The 19,081-nt window shown below is 63.2% G+C and carries 18 protein-coding genes and 2 tRNA genes; 10 read left to right on the top strand and 10 right to left on the bottom strand.

Annotated elements, in window-relative coordinates; all coding sequences use genetic code 11:
* Positions 1 to 124: 124 nt before the first annotated feature.
* The 4 genes from acs to tsaD all read right to left on the bottom strand — a co-directional run bounded on the left by acs (position 125) and on the right by tsaD (position 4,863).
* A complete protein-coding gene (gene acs, locus AC1RNA_RS04515) occupies positions 125 to 2,080 on the bottom strand; it encodes an acetate--CoA ligase (protein WP_009338506.1) in 1,956 nt (651 codons plus the stop codon).
* Between the two features lie 203 nt (positions 2,081 to 2,283).
* Complete coding sequence (locus AC1RNA_RS04520) at positions 2,284 to 2,697, bottom strand: EVE domain-containing protein (protein ID WP_009338505.1); 414 nt, start codon at positions 2,695 to 2,697, stop codon at positions 2,284 to 2,286.
* Between the two features lie 55 nt (positions 2,698 to 2,752).
* The gene (locus AC1RNA_RS04525; RefSeq protein WP_492950396.1) at positions 2,753 to 3,793 is read right to left on the bottom strand and encodes an NAD(P)H-dependent glycerol-3-phosphate dehydrogenase; all 1,041 of its coding nucleotides are present in this window, start codon (positions 3,791 to 3,793) and stop codon (positions 2,753 to 2,755) included.
* On the bottom strand, positions 3,790 to 4,863 hold the full coding sequence (tsaD, locus tag AC1RNA_RS04530; RefSeq protein ID WP_492950397.1) for a tRNA (adenosine(37)-N6)-threonylcarbamoyltransferase complex transferase subunit TsaD: 1,074 nt from the start codon (positions 4,861 to 4,863) through the stop codon (positions 3,790 to 3,792). Before tsaD ends, AC1RNA_RS04525 begins: the two co-directional genes overlap by 4 nt.
* 164 nt (positions 4,864 to 5,027) lie before the next feature.
* Here tsaD and AC1RNA_RS04535 point away from each other — a divergent pair, with 164 nt between their 5' ends.
* The 4 genes from AC1RNA_RS04535 (at position 5,028) to AC1RNA_RS04550 (ending at position 8,843) form a co-directional block, all read left to right on the top strand.
* Positions 5,028 to 5,780 (top strand): uroporphyrinogen-III synthase, encoded by a 753-nt coding sequence (locus AC1RNA_RS04535; protein WP_492950398.1) that lies wholly within the window; start codon positions 5,028 to 5,030, stop codon positions 5,778 to 5,780.
* A gap of 16 nt (positions 5,781 to 5,796) precedes the next feature.
* A complete protein-coding gene (locus AC1RNA_RS04540) occupies positions 5,797 to 7,008 on the top strand; it encodes a COG4223 family protein (RefSeq protein ID WP_492950399.1) in 1,212 nt (403 codons plus the stop codon).
* Between the two features lie 24 nt (positions 7,009 to 7,032).
* On the top strand, positions 7,033 to 8,670 hold the full coding sequence (locus AC1RNA_RS04545; protein ID WP_492950400.1) for a heme biosynthesis protein HemY: 1,638 nt from the start codon (positions 7,033 to 7,035) through the stop codon (positions 8,668 to 8,670).
* A gap of 97 nt (positions 8,671 to 8,767) precedes the next feature.
* Positions 8,768 to 8,843, top strand: a tRNA-Thr gene (locus AC1RNA_RS04550).
* A 240-nt stretch (positions 8,844 to 9,083) separates the two neighbouring features.
* Here the strand turns inward: AC1RNA_RS04550 and AC1RNA_RS04555 are convergent.
* Complete coding sequence (locus tag AC1RNA_RS04555; protein ID WP_492950401.1) at positions 9,084 to 9,656, bottom strand: NADPH-dependent FMN reductase; 573 nt, start codon at positions 9,654 to 9,656, stop codon at positions 9,084 to 9,086.
* A 262-nt stretch (positions 9,657 to 9,918) separates the two neighbouring features.
* Between AC1RNA_RS04555 and AC1RNA_RS04560 the strand changes: the two genes are divergently transcribed.
* Together AC1RNA_RS04560 and AC1RNA_RS04565 are read left to right on the top strand one after the other, a co-directional pair.
* Positions 9,919 to 11,193, top strand: coding sequence for a M20 family metallopeptidase (locus AC1RNA_RS04560; RefSeq protein ID WP_492950402.1), 1,275 nt, complete (start codon positions 9,919 to 9,921; stop codon positions 11,191 to 11,193).
* Positions 11,194 to 11,323: 130 nt separating this feature from the next.
* Positions 11,324 to 11,998, top strand: a complete 675-nt coding sequence (locus AC1RNA_RS04565; RefSeq protein WP_492950403.1) for a trimeric intracellular cation channel family protein — start codon at positions 11,324 to 11,326, stop codon at positions 11,996 to 11,998.
* Positions 11,999 to 12,140: 142 nt separating this feature from the next.
* Here AC1RNA_RS04565 and AC1RNA_RS04570 read toward each other — a convergent pair whose 3' ends face one another.
* From AC1RNA_RS04570 to AC1RNA_RS04580, 3 genes are read right to left on the bottom strand one after another with little or no spacing between them, the layout of a single operon-like run.
* Positions 12,141 to 13,040 carry an efflux RND transporter periplasmic adaptor subunit gene (locus tag AC1RNA_RS04570; RefSeq protein ID WP_492950404.1) on the bottom strand — a complete coding sequence of 300 codons (900 nt, stop codon included), beginning with the start codon at positions 13,038 to 13,040 and terminating at the stop codon, positions 12,141 to 12,143.
* A gap of 30 nt (positions 13,041 to 13,070) precedes the next feature.
* Positions 13,071 to 13,268 carry a DUF1656 domain-containing protein gene (locus AC1RNA_RS04575; RefSeq protein ID WP_009338496.1) on the bottom strand — a complete coding sequence of 66 codons (198 nt, stop codon included), beginning with the start codon at positions 13,266 to 13,268 and terminating at the stop codon, positions 13,071 to 13,073.
* Positions 13,265 to 15,346 (bottom strand): FUSC family protein, encoded by a 2,082-nt coding sequence (locus tag AC1RNA_RS04580; protein ID WP_492950405.1) that lies wholly within the window; start codon positions 15,344 to 15,346, stop codon positions 13,265 to 13,267. The genes AC1RNA_RS04575 and AC1RNA_RS04580 overlap by 4 nt, the downstream gene beginning before the upstream one ends.
* Positions 15,347 to 15,538: 192 nt before the next feature.
* Here AC1RNA_RS04580 and AC1RNA_RS04585 point away from each other — a divergent pair, with 192 nt between their 5' ends.
* Both AC1RNA_RS04585 and AC1RNA_RS04590 read left to right on the top strand, forming a co-directional pair.
* Complete coding sequence (locus AC1RNA_RS04585; protein WP_492950406.1) at positions 15,539 to 16,018, top strand: tellurite resistance TerB family protein; 480 nt, start codon at positions 15,539 to 15,541, stop codon at positions 16,016 to 16,018.
* Positions 16,019 to 16,051: 33 nt separating this feature from the next.
* Entirely contained in the window at positions 16,052 to 16,831 is a 780-nt protein-coding gene (locus tag AC1RNA_RS04590) for an SDR family NAD(P)-dependent oxidoreductase (RefSeq protein ID WP_492950407.1), read from the top strand.
* A gap of 3 nt (positions 16,832 to 16,834) precedes the next feature.
* On the opposite strand, the gene AC1RNA_RS04595 is transcribed toward AC1RNA_RS04590, so the two are convergent.
* Together AC1RNA_RS04595 and AC1RNA_RS04600 are read right to left on the bottom strand one after the other, a co-directional pair.
* Complete coding sequence (locus tag AC1RNA_RS04595; protein WP_492950408.1) at positions 16,835 to 18,052, bottom strand: bifunctional alpha/beta hydrolase/OsmC family protein; 1,218 nt, start codon at positions 18,050 to 18,052, stop codon at positions 16,835 to 16,837.
* Positions 18,053 to 18,158: 106 nt separating this feature from the next.
* Positions 18,159 to 18,234 (bottom strand) — tRNA-Ala (locus tag AC1RNA_RS04600).
* A 199-nt stretch (positions 18,235 to 18,433) separates the two neighbouring features.
* On the opposite strand from AC1RNA_RS04600, the gene AC1RNA_RS04605 reads away from it, so the two are divergent.
* Together AC1RNA_RS04605 and AC1RNA_RS04610 are read left to right on the top strand one after the other, a co-directional pair.
* Positions 18,434 to 18,724, top strand: a complete 291-nt coding sequence (locus AC1RNA_RS04605) for a YggT family protein (protein ID WP_009338491.1) — start codon at positions 18,434 to 18,436, stop codon at positions 18,722 to 18,724.
* 24 nt (positions 18,725 to 18,748) lie between these two features.
* The gene (locus AC1RNA_RS04610) at positions 18,749 to 19,075 is read left to right on the top strand and encodes a DUF167 domain-containing protein (protein WP_009338490.1); all 327 of its coding nucleotides are present in this window, start codon (positions 18,749 to 18,751) and stop codon (positions 19,073 to 19,075) included.
* Positions 19,076 to 19,081 lie beyond the last annotated feature (6 nt).

Raw genomic sequence — 19,081 nt, forward strand, 5'->3', positions numbered from 1 at the left:
CAGTTGCGGTTAAACCGCCGCGTGGCGGCGGGGGTTGCCTAACAATGCCGTGATGCCGCGCGCGCCCAAGAAAAAGGCCTCTCCCCGAAGGGAGAGGCCTGGATGCGAACGGCTTGAGGCCGGATCAGGCGTGAGCGGCCTTCTTGTTCTGGCGGTTGTTGACGAGGTCGGTGACGACGCCGGGATCGGCGAGCGTCGTGGTGTCGCCGAGGCTCGACGGTTCGTCCTCAGCGATCTTGCGCAGGATGCGGCGCATGATCTTGCCTGAACGGGTTTTCGGCAGGCCCGGCGCGAACTGGATCAGGTCCGGCTGCGCGATCGGGCCGATGTCCTTGCGCACCCACGCCACCAGTTCCTTGCGCAGCGCCTCGCTCGGCTCCACGCCGGCCATCAGCGTGACGTAAGCGTAGATGCCCTGGCCCTTGATGTCGTGCGGATAGCCGACGACGGCGGCTTCCGACACGCTCTCATGCGCGACCAGCGAGCTTTCGACTTCCGCCGTGCCCATGCGGTGACCGGAGACGTTGATGACGTCATCGACGCGGCCGGTGATCCAGTAATAACCGTCGGCATCGCGGCGGCAGCCGTCGCCGGAGAAGTACTTGCCCTTGTAGGCGGAGAAGTAGGTCTTCTCGAAACGTTCGTGGTCGCCGTAGACGGTGCGCACCTGGCCCGGCCACGATTTGGCGATGCACAGGTTGCCGCTGCATTCGCCGTCCAGCACCTTGCCGTCGGCATCGACGATCTGCGGCACCACGCCGAAGAACGGCTTGGTCGCCGAGCCCGGCTTCTGTGCGATGGCGCCCGGCAGCGGCGAGATCATGATGCCGCCGGTTTCGGTCTGCCACCAGGTATCGACCACCGGGCAGCGGGAATCACCGACCACGCGGTAGTACCATTCCCAGGCTTCCGGGTTGATCGGCTCGCCGACCGAGCCGAGCAGCCGCAGCGATTTACGCGAGGTCTTCTTCACCGGCTCGTCACCGGCCTGCATCAGCGCGCGGATCGCGGTCGGCGCGGTGTAGAAGATGTTGACCTTGTGCTTGTCGATGACATTCCAGAACCGCGAATTGTCCGGATAGTTCGGCACGCCTTCGAACATCATCGTGGTCGCGCCGTTGGCGAGCGGCCCGTACAGAATGTAGCTGTGGCCGGTGACCCAGCCGACGTCGGCGGTGCACCAGTAGATGTCGCCGTCGTGATAGTCGAAGACGTATTGGTGCGTCATCGACACGAAGATCAGATAGCCGGCGGTGGTGTGCAGCACGCCTTTCGGCTGTCCGGTCGAGCCCGACGTGTAGAGGATGAACAGCGGATCTTCCGCGTTCATCGGCTCGCACGGGCATTCGCTTTCGACCACGGCGGCGGCCTCGTGGTACCAGACGTCGCGCTTCGGATCCATGTTGACCTTGCCGCCGGTGCGCTTGACGACGACCACCCAGTCCACCTCGCCGTTGACCTTCTCGATCGCGGCATCGACGTTGGCCTTCATCGCGATGGTGCGTCCGCCGCGCAGACCCTCGTCGGAGGTGATGATGACGCGCGACTTGCAGTCGCGCAGGCGGCCGGCGATGGAGTCGGGCGAGAAGCCGCCGAACACCACCGAGTGGATCGCGCCGATGCGCGCGCAGGCGAGGATCGCATACGCCGCCTCCGGGATCATCGGCAGATAGATGGTGACGCGGTCGCCCTTCTTGACGTTGCGCAGCCGCAGGATGTTGGCCATCTTGCAGACTTCGTCGTGCAGTTCGCGATAGGTGATGTGGCGCGATTCAGACGGATCGTCGCCCTCCCAGATGATGGCGGTCTGGTCGCCGCGCTTCTCCAGATGCCGGTCGATGCAGTTGTAGGCGGCGTTGAGAACGCCATCCTCGAACCATTTGATCGAGACCTTGCCGAGTTCGAACGAGGTGTTCTCCACCTTGGTGAAAGGCTTGATCCAGTCCACCCGCTTGGCCGCCTCGCTCCAGAACCCGTTCGGGTCCTTGATCGAGCGCGCGTACATGTCGTTGTACTTTGCCTCATCGACATAGGCGCGTTTGGCCCACTCTGGCGTGACTGGATGGATAGTCTCGGACATTGTCTTCTCCCGGATCGCCCATGAACGCGGGCGGTTAATCTTATTGACCGGGATTATGCGCCCCCCGAGGGGAGGGGGACAAGTTGGAAGATTTAGGACTTTTGTCGAGACACGATTGAAATCTTTCAAGCGTTTGAGCGGCGAAGCCGGACGAAACGCCGCAGACCAGGAAACATTCGGAGAAAATGGCGTGGTTGCGGGCGTCAGACGCCGCCCATTTTGCATACGATCGCCCATTGTTGAGGAGTCACGGCCTGCACTGACAAGCGTGACAACCGCAACAACTCCATGTCGGCGAGCTTGGCCTCGGCTTTTACCGCGACCAGCGTCACCGGCGTCTTCAATGGCTTCCTGGCGGCGATATCGACGCAGACGAATTTGCCGGATGCATCGGTCGGATCGGGATAATGCTCGCGCACGATCTCGACGATGCCGACGATCTCCTTGCCCTCGTTGGAATGATAAAAGAAGGCCAGATCGCCCTTCTTCATCTTCATCATGTTGAGCTTGGCGGAGTGATTGCGCACACCGGTCCAGGCCTCGCCTTTGTTGCCTTTGGCGACCTGCTGGTCCCACGACCATGTCGAGGGTTCGGATTTGACGAGCCAATAATTCATCGTACTTCCTGTACAATCGCCGATGAGCAAAAGCGATGGTAGCAATCGAGATTGCCTATCCTTCCGCCTTGAAGGGGCGGGTCAGCAGCATCTCGATCGCCTCGTTGATCGTGATCGCGCCGCCAAGCACATGCGCGACCGCCTGCGCCACCGGCATTTCGATTTTCTTGTCACGCGCGATCTCGATCAGCACCGGCGCGGTGAATTGCCCTTCGCTCAGGATGCCGGGAGAAAATGTTTCGCCACGCCCGAGCGCCATGCCGAAGGCGAAGTTGCGCGACTGCGGGCTCGAGCATGTCAGGATCAAATCGCCGAGACCGGACAAGCCCGAAATCGTCTCGCTGCGCGCACCGCAGGCGAGGCCGAAGCGCATCAGCTCAGCGAAGCTGCGCGTGGTCAGCGCGGCAAGCGCCGACGCGCCGAGCTGTTTGCCGGCGGCAATGCCTGCCGCGATCGCCAGTACGTTCTTCACCGCGCCGCCGATCTCGACGCCGCGCACGTCGGTGGTGTGGTAGGGCCGCAACGATGGCGAGCCGAGCGCATGCGTCAATGCGACGGCAAGCGATTCCTCCGCCGCGGCGAGCGTCACCGCCGTCGGCAGGCCGCGTGCGACGTCGCTGGCGAAACTCGGACCCGACAGAATCGCGGGCCGTGCTTGCGGCAACACTTCCGCTGCGATCTCGGTCATGAATTTATGGGTGCCGCGCTCGATGCCCTTGGCGCAGATCACGACGGGCGTTCCTTGCGTGACGTATGGCGCAAGCCCCGTCATCGCTGCGCGCAGGCTTTGCGCCGGTGTGACCAGCAGAAGAATATCGGCCTTCGCGCTGTCTCCGAGATGGCCGGTCAATTGGATGGCCTGATCGAGCTTGATGCCGGGCAGGCGCGGGTTCTCTCGGCTCTGTTTCACCACATCGAGCGCGGCCGCGTCGCGGCCAAACAGCGTCACCGCGCGGCCCGCGCGCGCGCAGGCGTTGGCCAGCGCCGTGCCCCATGCGCCTGCGCCGATGACCGAGATGGTGTTGAAGGGTGCCATGAGCCTGCTTTGGCGTTGTGTGGAGTGCGATTGAGGAACAGTTTCGCGGCGCCGCGTCAATGCCGCGCGCGGGTGTTGATGAATTTTGTCGGTGTCTCGGTGGCTTCGTCTAGTTTCCAGCGCGCACGCGGCGGCGCCGCCATGGCGTCGGTGAGGCCGAGCGCGAGCCGCTCCGCCCCCGCCCATGCGATCATCGCGCCGTTGTCGGTGCAAAGCTGCGGCGGCGGCACGATCATGGTGATCTGGTCGTTGGCGGCGATTTCCTGCAGCGCGTTGCGGATCGCGACATTGGCGGCGACGCCGCCGGCCGCGACCAGCGCGCGCGGCGCGCCGAACTGTTCGCGAAACAATCTCAGGCCTGAGCGAATCCGGTCGGCGGTGGATTCGAGCACCGCGGCCTGAAAACCCGCGCACAGATCGGCGACGTCCTGCGGCTCGAGCGGTTCAAGCCGCGAGGCCTCGTTGCGCACGGCGGTCTTCAGCCCGGACAGCGAGAAATTCGCATCTTTCCGTCCGAGCATCGGGCGCGGAAATGAAAACCGCTCCGGGTCGCCGTCGCGCGCGGCGCGCTCTACCTGCGGCCCGCCGGGATAGGGCAGGTCGAGCATTTTCGCGACCTTGTCGAAAGCTTCGCCCATCGCATCGTCGACCGTGGTGCCGAGCCGGACATATTCGCCGACGCCCAGTACGGCGACGATCTGGGTGTGGCCGCCGGAGGCGAGAAACAGGCAGTAGGGAAACGCCAGCGGCACCGTGAGGCGCGGCGTCAGCGCATGCGCTTCGAGATGATTGACCGCGATCAATGGCGTGTCGTGCACAAGCGCGATAGCCTTGGCGGTGGTGAGGCCGACGATGACGCCACCGATCAACCCCGGACCGGCCGCCGCGGCCACGCCGTCGAGTTGCGAAAATTCAACGCCTGCCTCGGTCATGGCTTTTTCAACCAGCACGTCGAGCATTTCGACATGGGCGCGCGCCGCGATTTCCGGCACCACGCCGCCGAACGGCGCATGTTCGGCGATTTGGGAGCGTACGATATTGGAAAGAATCCGGCCCGAACCGTCCGCATGGCGTTCGATCACGGCGGCTGCGGTTTCGTCGCAGGTCGTCTCTATTCCCAAAACCAGCATTGCGGAGTCTTGCGCCAAAATCAGCCTTCAAGCCAAGTGTAAGCCATGTCGCCGGGTGGATCGGCCGGAGCACTTGCGTTTACCGCCAAAGCGGCGTTCTGCTTGGTTCTCGGGTAGCATTAGCGGGCGTCCGGTAAAAGTGGGTTCCGCAGATTGAGGTATGAATGGCGATACTGGTGATGCGGCCTTTTCCGGACAACGAGGCGACCGCGGCGGCCCTGCGCGAGGCCGGATACGGCGTTTTGCTGTCGCCCGCGCTGCGGTTCGAGCCGATCGCCATCCGCGACGAGCCGGATGCACATTATAATGCGGTCATCGTCACCAGCGCGAATGCCTTGCGCGGCATCGTCGGGCAGCCGCTGCTGGAGCGGTTGCGCGACACGAAGGTGTTTGCCGTCGGCGATGCCACCGCGGAGGCCGCCCGTGCCTTCGGCTTTTGCGATGTCGAAAGCGCGTCCGGTGATGCTGTGGCCCTTTGCGAACTGGTGGAGGCGCGGCTGCGTGGCTCGGGTCAGATTTGCTATCTCGCGGGCGCCGACCTCAGCCGCGATCTGGGAACGGATTTGGGTACGCGCGGGTATAACGTCACCACGCTGACAACCTATCGGATGACGCCGCTCGTGCATTTTTCGGAGGCCGTCGAGGCGGCCTTTGGCGCTGGCGACGTCGAGGCCGTGCTGCATTACTCGCGGCGCAGCGCGCAATCGTTTGTCGGCGCGGTGAAAGCTGCGGGGCTGGAGATTTCCGCGCTGGCCTTGCCGCAATGCTGTATTTCGGATGTGGTGGCTGCGGTGTTGCGCGAAGCCGGTGCGTCGCGGGTGCTGGCCGCGGCGTCACCTGACGAAAATGCAATCTTCGAGACGCTTTATCGGGCGATTCCGGTGAAGCGGCGCGCGGCCAAATCTGGTAAAGGATAGGAAAACCGGGCGGACCATGGCCACAGACGACGATCAGCGTGAGACCGACGAGGCCGCCGCCCGCAAGCGTGCCGCGCCGACCATTGATCTTGATCCCTCCGAGGTGACCGACACCACGCCCGGCGCTGAAGAGAAAGTCGAGGCAGACAAGCCGCGGGCTGGCTGGCGCGCCCGCTTCGGCGGCGGGCGTTCATCGAAAGACAAATCTGAGTCGGGAGAGGCCGCGGCCCCGGCGGCCGTCGTGCCGTCGCGGATCATTCTGGCCGCAATGTTCAGCGCCGCCGTGGTGGCGCTGCTGGTGAGCGGCTTGTGGAATGTTATCTCGCCGGGCAATTCCGATCCGGACATTCCTCCCGCGCAGACGTCAACCATCGAAAATCTGAATACGCGCGTAACCAACCTCGAAGACAAGCCGGCCGCGCCTGTCGATGTCAGCGCGCTGACGAAACGCCTCGATGCGCTCGATACGTCGCTGACCACGATCCGCAAGGATGTGACGGCGCTGCGCCAGCAGGTGCAGGATGCGTCCGCCAAGATCGCGGCTCTGGAAAAGGCCGCTGCATCGGCAGCGCCTGCCGAGAAGGCCGCATCCGCGCCGGATATGTCCGGCATCGAAGGCCGTCTCTCGAAGCTCGAACAGCAGCTTGTCGCCGCTGGTGCTGAAGCGGCGGCGGCAGCGAAGCCTGCTGCGCCGAAGCTGCCGGACGATACCGCGCTGCGCCGCGCACTCGCGGCCTCCGCGCTCGATCAGACCGTGCAGCAGGGCCTTCCCTATGCGACAGCGCTGGCCACCGCCGCGCGGTTTGGTGACGGTGCGGTCGATACGCTGAAGCCGCTTGAGGCCTTTGCCGCGACCGGCGTGCCGGGTGCCGACGCCTTGAGCCGCGAATTGCTGGCGCAATTGCCGCGTCTTGAGGCCAAGCGCGAGAGTGCGCCGGCGGCGAGCGGATGGCTCGACCGCTTGCGCAACAGCGCCGCGCATCTCGTGCGCGTGACGCGGATCGATGACGCAGGCTCGGATCGCGCGGCGTTGCTGTCGCGCGCGAAGACGGCGGCGGAACGCAGCGATCTGCAGGAGGCGCAAAAGATCGTCGCGCAATTGCCGGAGCATGATCGCGGCGTGTTGCAGGGCTGGATCGACAAGGTTCATGCGCGCGCGGCCGCGCTTGCGGCTTCGCGTGCCTTCAATCAGGCCGCGACGGCGGCGCTGCCGTCATCGTCCCATTGATGTAGCGTTGCGATCGGAATCCGTATGGTTCGCATCTTCTCCTTCCTGATCCTGCTGACGGTGGCGGCGCTGGGCGCGACATGGGTCGCCGATCAGAGCGGCGGCGTTGTTCTGTCGTGGAACGGCTGGCGGGCCGAGACCTCGCTCCCGGTTCTTGCGCTCCTCGCCCTCATCCTTGTCATCGCGGCGATTCTGGTATGGACGATTGTTCGTGCATTCTGGAAGACGCCTGCGCGGTTGCGCCGTTACCGGCACGAGAAGCGCGAGGCCAAGGCGCGTCACGCCATCACGCAAGGCTTGATCGCCGTCGGCACCGGCGATTCATCGCTCGCGCATCGTCATGCGGGAACGGCGAAGCGGCTGGCGGAGCATGATCCGCTGACGTTGCTGTTGCAGGCGCAGACCGCGCAACTGGAGGGTGATCGCCCCGGCGCACAGCACGCGTTCCATGCGATGGCCGAGCGGCAGGACATGCGCCTTCTCGGCCTGCGCGGGCTTTTCATCGAGGCGCAACGCAACGACGATCTTCATACGGCGGTCGCGATGGCGGAAGAGGCCCTGAAGATCGCACCGAGTTCGCCCTGGGCCTCGCATGCGGTGCTCTGCTTCCGCTGCGCGCAAAGCGATTGGGACGGCGCGCTTGCTCTCCTCGACAGCAATTATTCGGCAAGCCTGATCGAGAACGCGCCGTATCGCCGCCAGCGGGGCGTGCTGCTGACGGCGCGTGCGCTCGAGCTGGAGGAACGCGATCGCGATCTGTCGCGCAAGAGCGCGATGGAGGCGATCAAGTTCGCGCCGCAACTCGTGCCTGCTGCTGTATTGGCCGCAAAGTTCTACAGCGAGGACAATCAGGTTCGCCGCGCCATGCGCACCATCGAAGTGGCGTGGAATGCCAACCCGCATCCCGATCTTGCCGATGCTTACGCGCATGTCCGGCTCGGCGATTCCGCGCGCGAACGCCTTGCCCGCGTCGAGCTCCTTGCACAGAAGGCGCCCGATCATCGCGAGAGCCGGCTTGCGATTGCGCGCGCCGCGATCGAGGCGAGCGAATTCGGCCGTGCGCGCGAAGCGCTCGCGCCGCTGCTCACAACCATGACGCAACGCGTGGCGCTGTTGATGGCGGAGCTTGAGCGTGCCGGAAATCATGATGAAGGCCGCGCCCGTGAATGGACGGCGCGTGCGGTGCGCGCAGCACCCGATCCGGCGTGGACGGCGGACGGCTATGTGTCGGATCGCTGGCGGCCGGTGTCGCCGGTCACCGGACGGCTCGATGCCTTCCAGTGGGTCACGCCGGTGGCGGCCCTGACCTCCGATCATGTGGACGTCGCGGCGGAAGCGTCCCATCTTCCGGAAAAGCTGCCTGAGCCGGCCTCCGTCGCGATCGAATCGAAAGTCGCCCCCGCCGAGCCAGAACCCGCTGTCGAAAAGGCACCCGTGGAAGCAGCCCCCGCGCCGGTCAAGCCGGACAATGTGGCCCCGCCGGTGTTCCGGGCGCGTCCGGCAGGTGAGGCCCGCAGCCCCGCGCCGTCCGCCATTATTCCGCTGGTGCGCGCGCCCGACGATCCGGGTGTTCCCGAGGACGATTTTTCGGATGATCCGGATGCCGCCCATGACCGTCAGCCCGGCGGCTGGCGGGGATTCGTGTCGCGGCTTGGGGGCTGACCTGGCGGCTAAACCGGCCCGGAAATCTTGCAAAACCGGGCTGCGACCGATAAACACGCGCCTGTTCGCACCGGATTCCGGCCAGCGATCAGGGTTCGCCGCAATAGCTCAGTTGGTAGAGCACGTCATTCGTAATGACGGGGTCGGGGGTTCGAGTCCCTCTTGCGGCACCACCTTCCTCACAATCAAAAATTGGTCTGGATGGTAACGGGAGCGTACTCCCGTGCAATCCGGGATTGCAGCGCGTGGCATTGGCCGTGCAGACCGGCAGTCGTGGTTACACGGTGGTTACCGTTGTTGATGCTCGCCAATAATATTTTGGTGCCATGCCGGGGTTGTCATACGTGGCCCTGACAGAAGAAAAGGCTCGGAAGCCACCTCCAGTGTGACGGCTTTTCGACAACGGGTATGCGCTACGCATCCTTCGGCAGTACAGACCGAACCCGTGCGATGAATGTATGGAACTCCCGCATGAAGTTGCGAAGAAATTCAGCAGTGCTGTCGTTCGTAACTTCCCCATTGTCGGTGATGAGGCCCGGTGTGAACTGGATATAGGCCTCGGGGGCGTTCATCTGGGGCGAGTTACAGAAGCCGAGTACACTACGCAGGTTCTGCTGGGCAACGGCGGTTCCGATTGAGCCCGGAGATGTTCCGATGACCGCCGAAGGCTTGTGCGCGAACGAATTGGTGCCATAGGGGCGGCTGGCCCAGTCGATCGCATTCTTCAGCCCGCCGGGTATTGAACGATTGTACTCGGGAGTGACGAACAGCACGGCATCGACAGCCGCGATGGCATCCTTGAAAGCCTTGCCGGCCGGGGGATAGTTAGCGTCATAATCATAGCTGTATATCGGCAGATCCTTGAACGAAATCTCCGACATCTCAAGTTCCGGCGGGGCGAGCCGTGACAGCGCCTGGGCGAGCTTGCGATTGATTGAGCCCTTGGCGAGGCTGCCGATGAGATAGCCTACCTTATGCGTGGTCATGGGTTCCTCCTCTTCCGTAAACGAGGCAGTCCGCTGCGACCGGATTATACGCCGTGCGATTGTTTCCCTATTCAAGCCGCCTGTCATCTTGATTGTGCTTCGACACCGACAGAGCCTGCCATAAGGCTGCCCGCTTCCGAGAGAATGACCGTCCTTATCCGATTGCGGGATCCGGTTTATGGTCGACCTTGCGGTTGCAGTTGGGGCGCGTGATTATCCTTCACTCTCACGCCAGAGAAGAGCAGCTTGATCGGAGATTGTCATGGCCACGCAGGCTTCGCTTCAAGGAGCTTCAGTCGTCCTACGAGACCTGAGCAAACTGCTACCCGATCTCGAGGCGCTCTATAAGGACGTCCACTCCCACCCCGAATTGTCGATGCAGGAGACGCGAACGTCGGGTATTGCCGCCGATAGACTGAAGAAGGCTGGCTACGAAGTGACAGCCGGAGTGGGTAAGACGGGTGTCGTTGGGCTGCTCCGCAACGGCGAAGGGCCAACGGTGATGCTGCGCGCGGACATGGACGCGCTGCCGATCGCAGAAAACACCGGCCTTGCCTATGCCAGCAAGATCACAGCGATTGATGCTGAGGGAAATAGCGTGCCAGTGGGCCACATGTGCGGCCACGATATGCATGTCGCGTGGCTGGTCGGTGCAGCAACACTGCTATCGCAGGTCCGCAATGCCTGGAAGGGCACATTAATGGCCGTCTTCCAGCCAGGCGAGGAAACCGCGCAAGGTGCGCAAGCCATGATCGATGACGGTCTGCTTAAACGCTTTCCCGCACCCGATGTCGTGCTTGGCCAGCACGTCATGGTCGGCCCTGCTGGTACTGTCGCTGGAAGCGCGGGGCCGATCACTTCTGCGGCGGACAGCCTGCAAATCCGGCTATTCGGGCGTGGCGCGCATGGATCGATGCCACAGGCCAGCATCGATCCGGTCGTCATGGCGGCATCTATCGTCCTGCGGCTCCAGACAATCGTGTCCCGCGAGGTTGCCGCTACCGACGCTGCGGTGGTGACGGTCGGCGTGTTGCAGGCTGGCACGAAGGAGAACGTCATCCCCGACGACGCCATCATTAAACTCAATGTTCGGACCTTCGATGCCAGCGTACGCAAGCACGTCCTTGAGGCCATCGAGCGGATCGTGATTGCCGAGGCTGAAGCCTCTGGTGCCCCGCGTAAGCCGGAGATCACGCCGCTCGACCGCTATCCACTCAATGTGAACGACGAGGCTGCGAGCAACCGTATCGCCGAGGCATTCCGTAACTACTTTTCTCCCGACCGAGTGAGGCATACCGGCCCTGCGCCGGCGAGCGAGGATTTCGGCTGCTTCGGCACCGCGTGGCAGGTGCCATCGGTGTTCTGGTTTGTGGGTGGCAATGATCCCAAGACTTATGCCGAGGCAAAGGCGGCAGGTAAGCTGAACGAACTACCGGTCAATCACAGCCCACAATTCGCGCCAGTCCTGCATCCCACTATGGAGACTGGCGTCGAAGCCCTGGTCGTGGGCGCGCTAGCCTGGCTTGGTACAGGCTAAATTATTTGCATCAGCTGGACACCGAATGCGTTGTGGGTGGTGTCCAACTGGTGGCCAACGGTTAAATTTATCCTGGTTATCACTTCGTAGGCCCGGCTCGATACGGTAAGCTTTCGGGAACGGAGCTGCCATGATCGCCATCGAAACCTTCGTGCATACTCTTGATTTGGGCGGCACATTTGTTTTCGCAATTAGCGGGGCCGTTGCCGCAGTCAATCGCCGGCTCGACATTTTCGGCATCCTCGTCTTGTCTTTTGTTGCGGGGAATTTTGGTGGAATTACCCGCGATTTACTGATCGGCGCAGTGCCGCCGGCCGCCTTGACCGATGGCAGGTATTTGCTGGTTTCTGCCCTGGCCGGGCTCATTACCTTCTTCTCTTATGCGGGCGTCGATCGGCTCCGCACTCCCGTGCTCATATTTGACGCGGTAGGACTGTCATTCTTTGCCGTAGCTGGTGCGCAAAAGGCGATCGCGTTCGGGTTGAGCCCGGTCATGGCTGCTCTCTTGGGCATGCTAACCGGCATCGGTGGCGGCATGATGCGGGACGTTCTCCTCACCGAGATTCCGCAGGTACTGCGTTCCGATCTGTACGCCGTTGCAGCACTGGCTGGCGCCTCCATCGTGGTCGTCGGTCATTTACTGGGTTTCCCCTATGCCGCCTCGGCGTTCGCTGGCGGTGCTTTGTGCTTCGGTCTTCGCTTCATGGCGATCCGATACCGCTGGCATTTGCCGGTCGCTCATCTTTCCGCGCGAGGACGTGCGGCGGTAAGCCCATCGATAGATGAGAAGCCACACTCCAACTGAGGAAGTGAGATTAGAATAAACGGGCTTCGTAACTCGGTCTGCTTACAAACGCGCCCGTGGCGCCGTTGCGGGAGATCTGATGGTCCGGAAGAAGATTTGCGCCAACGGCAAGTTTGTCGTGCTGAACGAGCGACTAAATCGCTCACGGGGCCTTGGATGACGCGCGCTTCGCTTCGCCGGAGCCCGTCACCACCACGGTCGCCGTCATGCCGGCGCTCAGTGTGATGTCTGGTGGCACGTAATCGATTGCGATGCGCACCGGAATACGTTGCGCAAGCCGCACCCAGTTGAATGTCGGATTGACGTTGGCGATCAATTCGCTTCCCGGCAGATTGTCACGGTCAGTGATGGCGCGCGCAACGCTTGCGACATGGCCGCGTAATTCGGGGCTGAAGCCGAGAAGCCGGATCGAGACGTCGTCGCCGATATGGATCGAGCGCAGTTTCGTCTCCTCGAAATAGCCGGCGACGTAATAGGAATCGCTGTCGACCACGGCCACCATCGCCTTTCCTGCCGTGGCGTAGTCGCCCTTGTCGAGCAGCAGGTTGGTGACGTGACCGTTGACTGGCGCGCGCACCTGGGTGCGCGCAAGATTGAGCTTGGCGATGTTGAGGGCAGCCTGCGCCTGATCGTAAGCGGCCTGCGCGGAGAGGGCGGCGCTATGAGCCTGCGCAAGGGCTTCATCCGAGATCGAGGCGGAGGAAAGCCTTTGCCGCCGCTCGTATTCCTGCTGCCGCTGGTCACGCAGGCTCTCGGCTCCGGCGAGGGCGGCTTCGGCGTTCGAGAGCGCGAGCTGGAAACGTGCCTGGTCGATGACGAACAACACGTCGCCCACCTTGACGCTCTGGTTGTCCGTGACGCGGACGTCGATCACGACGCCGGAGACATCCGGCGTCACCTGCACCACATTGGCGCGCACCCGTGCGTCGCGCGTCCATGGACTGTCTTCGTAAGTACGCCACAGGAACCAGCCCGCGACCGCCGCAGCGGCGAGGGTAAGCAAGGTCACGGAAAGACGCAGGATCGGCAGGCGTTCGGACATCCCAACATTTCCAGTTAAATCGGTTTCCGGTTAGAGCGTTGCGACGACAACGATGCTGAGCAAAATGACGTAGAGGGCGGTATTGAACAAAGGTGGATGCCAGATGAAACGATAAAGGCCGGTGCGCGACAGCGCAAAGCGCGTGGCCAGCCAAAGCAATGCGGCCACGAGTCCATATCCCATCAGGGGCGGCAGCAACACGCCTGCGAAGTTGATTTCCTTGATCATGCGGTCACCGTCTCCATTCGTGGAGATTCATCCCTGGGCGGCTGGCCGAAAAACACCGCATGCCGTTTCATCAGCATGTCGATGTTGTAGAGCGCCTCGGCGGCACGCAGCGTCACCGCGCTGCCGTCGCAATGCAGAAGCTCGGCGCTGGCCGCGCCGAGCGAAGGCAACGGCGTTCTACCCGCGCGGTTGCGCGCGGCGCGTGCGAAGTAATCCGATATATCCCTGCAAGCCGCGGTGACGACACGCGCGGCCGACGGCGGCAGATGATGCTGCAGCGAGTGCAGAACCATCACGTTCAGCCCGAGGCGAAGGCTGCCGAGTCCGCCCTGGATCGTTGCGCGTTCGTCCGCCTTCATCGGATTGAGCCGGGCGAACAGTGCATTGTTGCGATCGAACATCCGGCTCTCGAACGCAGCGCGGTCGGCATGCTCGTTCCGGCTGATTGCGGTGAGGTCGCGAAACATGCCCTGCTTGAGCCGCTGCACCGCCCAGTCGGTCCGCAGCGGCCAGAGCAGCCCGAGCGAAGCGACACCGATGGCGATGCCGGTGACATAACCGAGCGCGCTGTTGAAAAAGGTGGCGAAGTCGTAGGTCATGGTGTTGACGATCGGCATCAGGCCACCTGCGGTCAGGATCAGCGGCAGGGTGAAGCGCACCGCCTGCGGGACCGCGAGAAAGGCGCCTGCGATAAGGTAGAACGGCGCCAGCGCAACCGCCAGCGCGATGAATCCGGACAGCGGCGGCAGCACCGCGAACAGATAGAACGCGGCGATGGCGATGCCGGCGAAGCTCATCCAGAGAAACACCGCCGAGGCGGCGGCCGGGTTGTCGCGGCCACCCATGATCGCACAGATGATGGCGGCGAAGGTGACGGCGGTCGGGCCGTTCGGCCAGGCCGAGAAAATCCAGAAGGCGCTCGCGAACAAGACGGCGAATGTTGCGATCGCGCCGCCGAGCAGCGCGGCGGACAGATCGCGGTAGGGACGGAAGGACGGCGCGGGTTGATTGCCGGGAAGGCGGCGCCCGCTGACGATATGGGTGCGCAGCCAGACCGCATCGCGCCAGAGATCGAGCACGTCGCCGAGCCGCAGCAGCATGCTGCGCACGAGGAAAGAGCGGGTGTCGGCGCGCAGGGTGGCGATATCCGGCAGATGGGCGTCGATCTCGCGGTGAAGTTCTGTCTCGTCGAAGCGTTCCGCCTGCGCGTCGGCTGTGGTTTTCGCCCCCGCCGATTGCGCCATGTGTGCTGCCGCCTTCTCCAGTAACGGCCGCAGCGCATCGGCCGTGGCGGGGCGCTCCTGCACCAGCGCGGCGAAACGATCGTATACCGACATCAGCATCGCCAGCAGCGCCAGCAACTTGCCTTCGAGCTGGCGGATCGCCGGGTCGACCACCCGGATCTCGGGCGTATCGAAGATCGCGAACACTCGCAGCGAATCCAGCGACACCACGGCGTTGAGAATGCGGCGGCGGTCGAGCAGACCGGTGATCTCGTTCTGCTGGCCTTGCAGCGCGTCCTGCGCCCAGCGCGCCATGCTCGGCAAGGTCGCGTTCAGCGCCCTGCGCAGCGCGTCGCCGGCACGCTGCGGAAAGATCAGATGATGCATCAACGTGGCGCAGCCGATGCCGATGGAGATTTCCAGACAACGCGACACTGCATAGTCGAAGGCGGTGTCCGGCGCGAGCGCGGCGGGCAGTCCGATGATCGCCGCCGAATAACCCGACAGCATGCCGACATAGGCCTGCGGGGCATCGCGCAGATAGATCGTGATCGTGGTGCCGAGCCCAATCCAGAGCGCCAGAGCAAGGCAGAACAATTCAGGGCTGTTGTTGAAGAGTGCCACGAACACCAGAGAGGCGATGGCGCCGATCACGGTGCCGAGCACCCGGTAAACTGATTTTGACAGCACCATGCCGGCGAGCGGCTGGCTGACGATATAGACGGTCGTGACCGACCATATCGGCTGGGAGAAATTGAGCCGCAGCGAAATATAGAGTGCCAGGACGGCCGCCGCGAAACTCTTCAGCGAGAACACCAATTCGCGCCAGGTCAGGTTTCGAAAGACTTGCAGCATGGCGGGCGGGGCTCGAACCGGAGAGGCCAGAATACGTCTTAATCGGTGAATCGTAGATTCAGAAGGCCTGTCCGGGCGCGGGAAAGCCCTGGAACATGGCTTCATTGCCGGAGTTTCATGTTCCCGCCATGAAATGACAAGACGGCGCGAAATAGGGTAAGAACGCCGTTCCCCATTCGAGGACCACCCCGGATGCTAGATAGATTGCGCCAGTTCATCACCGATGTCGTGTCTCCCACGGGGGCGGGACAAGCCGGTTTTGCCGACGATGACTATCGTCTGGCGGCGACCGCGCTGCTGATTCATGTCATTTCGCTCGATGGCGAGCCGTCGGCCGCCGAGAAGCGCAAGCTGCATGCCCTGCTGGAATATCGCTTCAATCTCGATCCCGGAACCGCTGACGTGCTGGTTCGCGATGCCATGCGGGTCGAGGGCGAGGCGGTCGATCTCTATCATTTCACCAGCGTCATCATGCGTTCGGTGAGCGAAGAGGGGCGGCTGCGGATCGTCGAGATGATGTGGGAACTGGTCTATGCCGACGGCCATGTCAGCGAGTTCGAGGAAAACGTGATCTGGCGTGCCGCTGATCTCCTCGGCGTGTCCACCCGCGATCGGGTCAATCTGCGCCAGCAGGTGCAGGATGGCGCACTGGATTCCGACGCCGTAAGCTGACCCCTGTTTTACCCCTGACAGGCGGAAGCCCGGATGACCGAGCGCGTGACATTGATTACCGGGGCGTCGTCCGGCATTGGGCTTGAGTTGACTCGCATCTTTGCCGCGAAAGGGCACACCTGTGTGCTGGTCGCGCGCCGGGCAGACCGGCTCTCGGAGTTGGCGGAAATTGTTGCGGCCACCGGAGCCAAGAAGCCGGTCGCCATCGCCTGCGATCTTGCGGCGGAAGGCGCCATCGCGCGGCTGGTGGAAGACGTCGCGGCGCTCGGTTTCGAAGTGGAAATTCTCGTCAACAATGCGGGCTTCGGGCTGGCGGGAGCGGCGCTGACGCTCGATCGTGCGCAGCAGCTTGAGATGATCGACCTCAACGTCCGCGCGCTGACTGATCTCACGCTGCGCTTTGCCGACAGCATCATCCGTCATCGCGGCGGCATTCTGAATGTCGCATCGATCGCGGCTTTCCTGCCGGGACCGGGGATGGCGGTGTATTACGCGACCAAGGCGTTCGTACTCTCTTTCACCGAGGCGATGCGGGCCGAACTGCGCAAGAGCGGTGTGCGCGTCACAGCTTTATGTCCGGGTCCGGTGCCGACCGAATTCCAGTCGCGCGCCGGATTCGTTCCGGGAATGGATTCGAAACTGCTGAAGGTGTCGGCCGTTGATGTTGCCCGTGCCGGATATGAGGGTTTGATGGCGAACCGGCGGGTGGTGCTGCCAGGCTTCGCTGTTCGCAGTATTCCGCTGTTGCTGCGGTTTGTTCCGCGCGCATGGGTGCTGGCGGCGGTCGCGAAAGTGCAGCAACGCCACCGCTAAGATTCAATCGGCTGCGATTGTGACGATATCGATCTCCGATGTCAGCGTGCGATGCACCGGACATTTATCGGCGATCTCCATCAGTTTGCCGCGCTGTTCGCCATCGAGCGCGCCCTCGATGGTGATGACACGCTCGATCCGGCTGATCATGCCGTCCCTGGTTTCGCAGTCCGCGCAGTCCTTGGCGTAGATGCGCGAATGTTTGAGTTTCACGGTGACGCGATCGAGCGGCAGCGCCTTACGCTCGGCATACATCCGCATCGTCATCGAGGTGCAGGCGCCTAACCCTGCAAGCAGCAGGTCGTAAGGGCCGGGGCCGCTGTCGAGGCCGCCCACGCCTACCGGCTCATCGGCGATGAGCGTATGACGGCCGGCCGTGACAAGCTGCTGGAAGCGGCCTTCGCCGGTTTCCTGCACGGTGACGCCTTCCTTGTCCGCAAGCGATTCCGTGATCACCGGCGCGGCGTCGAGGTAGCGTTCCGCCCACGCCGCCACCATGTCGGCGACGTAGAGCGCATCTTCCCGCTTGGTCAGCAGATGGTCCGCCCCGGCGAGCGAAATGAAGCTCTTGGGATGCTTGGCCGCGACGAAAATCTGCGTGGCGTTCTCGATGCCGACCGTGTCGTCGGTCGGCGCATGGAAGATCAGCAGCGCGCGCTTGAGGTTGGCGATGTGATTGGCGAGGTTTTGGCTTGCGACATCGTCAAGGAAGCTGCGCCGGATTTTGAAAGGACGTCCGGCGAGAGACACCTCGGCTTCGCCTTCGGCACGGATGGCCTCGACGTGATCCTTGAACAGCCCGGCGACATGAGCGGGATCGGAGGGTGCTGCGATGGTGACGACGGCCTTCGCTTCAGGGATCCGTTCCGCCGCCGCCAGTACGGCCGCGCCACCGAGACTGTGGCCGATCAGCAAAGCGGGCGCGTGATGCTCCGCGCGCAGATGGTCGGCCGCCCGGATCAGGTCCGCGACGTTGGATGAGAAATGCGTGTTGGCGAATTCGCCCTCGCTGTTGCCGAGGCCGGTGAAGTCGAACCGCAGCACCGCGAAGCCGCGCCGCACCAGCTCGCCGGCAATGCGGCTCGCCGCAAGATTGTCCTTGCTGCAGGTAAAACAGTGAGCGAACAGCGCGGTGGCGCGGGGCGTGCCTTCGGGCCTGTCGAGCGCGGCGGACAGAAGCTGCCCCTCCGCGCCCGGAAACTGGAAACGCTCGATCGGCAAGGCAACCTCCATTGTGCGGCAAGTCCGGCGCAGGATGCCAGACAAACGGCATCGGCGCGAGGCAGGTCGATACCGGCGCGGATCAATCTGGAAGGAGGAAGGGAATTGGTGGAGCCAGGCGGGATCGAACCGCCGACCTCGTCATTGCGAACGACGCGCTCTCCCAGCTGAGCTATGGCCCCGTCGGCCGGTGGGTCGAACCCGGCAACGGGCGCCATTTACAGTCCGGGCCAACCCCAAGTCAAGAACTCCGGTCGGGCTTCCGATCTGGCTGAAAAGACCACATTTAAGGCCGTGGCACGGACCGCCGCAGGGCCTTCCAGCTCTCTTGTTTGGTTCCCCCTGAGGCGATATGAGGAGCCTTCAACTGGAAAACTCGCCATGCGCGCCGTTCTCGATATCGTCCTTATCGTTCTCGACCTTTACGTCTGGCTGCTGATCGCCTCCGCCGTCCTCTCCTGGCTGATCGCATTCAACGTCGTGAATACGCGAAACCAGTTCGTCGCCTCGGTCGCGGAATTTCTCTACAAGATCACCGAGCCGGTGCTGCGGCCGATCCGGAACATGATGCCGAATTTCGGCGGCCTCGATATCTCGCCAATCATCGTCATCCTCATCATCATGTTTCTCCAGCGGGTCATCACCTATTACATCTACCCGAACGTGATCTGATCGTTAGCGGGCGATGGCCGACCTATGACGGATCCCTGGCGCTATGCGGCGCACGGCGTCATGGTTGCGGTGCGGGTGACGCCACGCGGCGGGCGCGACGCGGTGGATGGCATCGAAGAACTCGCCAACGGCAAGTCCGTCGTCAAGGTTCGCGTGCGGGTGGCGGCGGAAGGCGGCGAAGCCAACCGCGCGGTGACCGAGCTTTTCGCAGAATTGCTCCGCGTTCCGAAAAGCAAGGTGCGCGTCGCCTCCGGCGTGACCTCGCGCGTCAAGCAACTGACGATCGAGGGCGACCCCAAACAACTCGGCGAGGCCCTGAAGGCTGCAACCGCCGCAACCGACAAGGATTGAAAGGAC

It is taken from the genome of Afipia sp. GW821-FHT14H12, from assembly GCF_058803465.1.

Bases quoted from the DNA above. Each gene is read 5' to 3' on its own strand.
- acs (WP_009338506.1), bottom strand. From the start codon at position 2,080: ATGTCCGAGACTATCCATCCAGTCACGCCAGAGTGGGCCAAACGCGCC.
- AC1RNA_RS04520 (WP_009338505.1), bottom strand. From the start codon at position 2,697: ATGAATTATTGGCTCGTCAAATCCGAACCCTCGACATGGTCGTGGGAC.
- tsaD (WP_492950397.1), bottom strand. From the start codon at position 4,863: ATGCTGGTTTTGGGAATAGAGACGACCTGCGACGAAACCGCAGCCGCC.
- AC1RNA_RS04535 (WP_492950398.1), top strand. From the start codon at position 5,028: ATGGCGATACTGGTGATGCGGCCTTTTCCGGACAACGAGGCGACCGCG.
- AC1RNA_RS04540 (WP_492950399.1), top strand. From the start codon at position 5,797: ATGGCCACAGACGACGATCAGCGTGAGACCGACGAGGCCGCCGCCCGC.
- AC1RNA_RS04545 (WP_492950400.1), top strand. From the start codon at position 7,033: ATGGTTCGCATCTTCTCCTTCCTGATCCTGCTGACGGTGGCGGCGCTG.
- AC1RNA_RS04555 (WP_492950401.1), bottom strand. From the start codon at position 9,656: ATGACCACGCATAAGGTAGGCTATCTCATCGGCAGCCTCGCCAAGGGC.
- AC1RNA_RS04560 (WP_492950402.1), top strand. From the start codon at position 9,919: ATGGCCACGCAGGCTTCGCTTCAAGGAGCTTCAGTCGTCCTACGAGAC.
- AC1RNA_RS04565 (WP_492950403.1), top strand. From the start codon at position 11,324: ATGATCGCCATCGAAACCTTCGTGCATACTCTTGATTTGGGCGGCACA.
- AC1RNA_RS04570 (WP_492950404.1), bottom strand. From the start codon at position 13,040: ATGTCCGAACGCCTGCCGATCCTGCGTCTTTCCGTGACCTTGCTTACC.
- AC1RNA_RS04575 (WP_009338496.1), bottom strand. From the start codon at position 13,268: ATGATCAAGGAAATCAACTTCGCAGGCGTGTTGCTGCCGCCCCTGATG.
- AC1RNA_RS04580 (WP_492950405.1), bottom strand. From the start codon at position 15,346: ATGCTGCAAGTCTTTCGAAACCTGACCTGGCGCGAATTGGTGTTCTCG.
- AC1RNA_RS04585 (WP_492950406.1), top strand. From the start codon at position 15,539: ATGCTAGATAGATTGCGCCAGTTCATCACCGATGTCGTGTCTCCCACG.
- AC1RNA_RS04590 (WP_492950407.1), top strand. From the start codon at position 16,052: ATGACCGAGCGCGTGACATTGATTACCGGGGCGTCGTCCGGCATTGGG.
- AC1RNA_RS04605 (WP_009338491.1), top strand. From the start codon at position 18,434: ATGCGCGCCGTTCTCGATATCGTCCTTATCGTTCTCGACCTTTACGTC.
- AC1RNA_RS04610 (WP_009338490.1), top strand. From the start codon at position 18,749: ATGACGGATCCCTGGCGCTATGCGGCGCACGGCGTCATGGTTGCGGTG.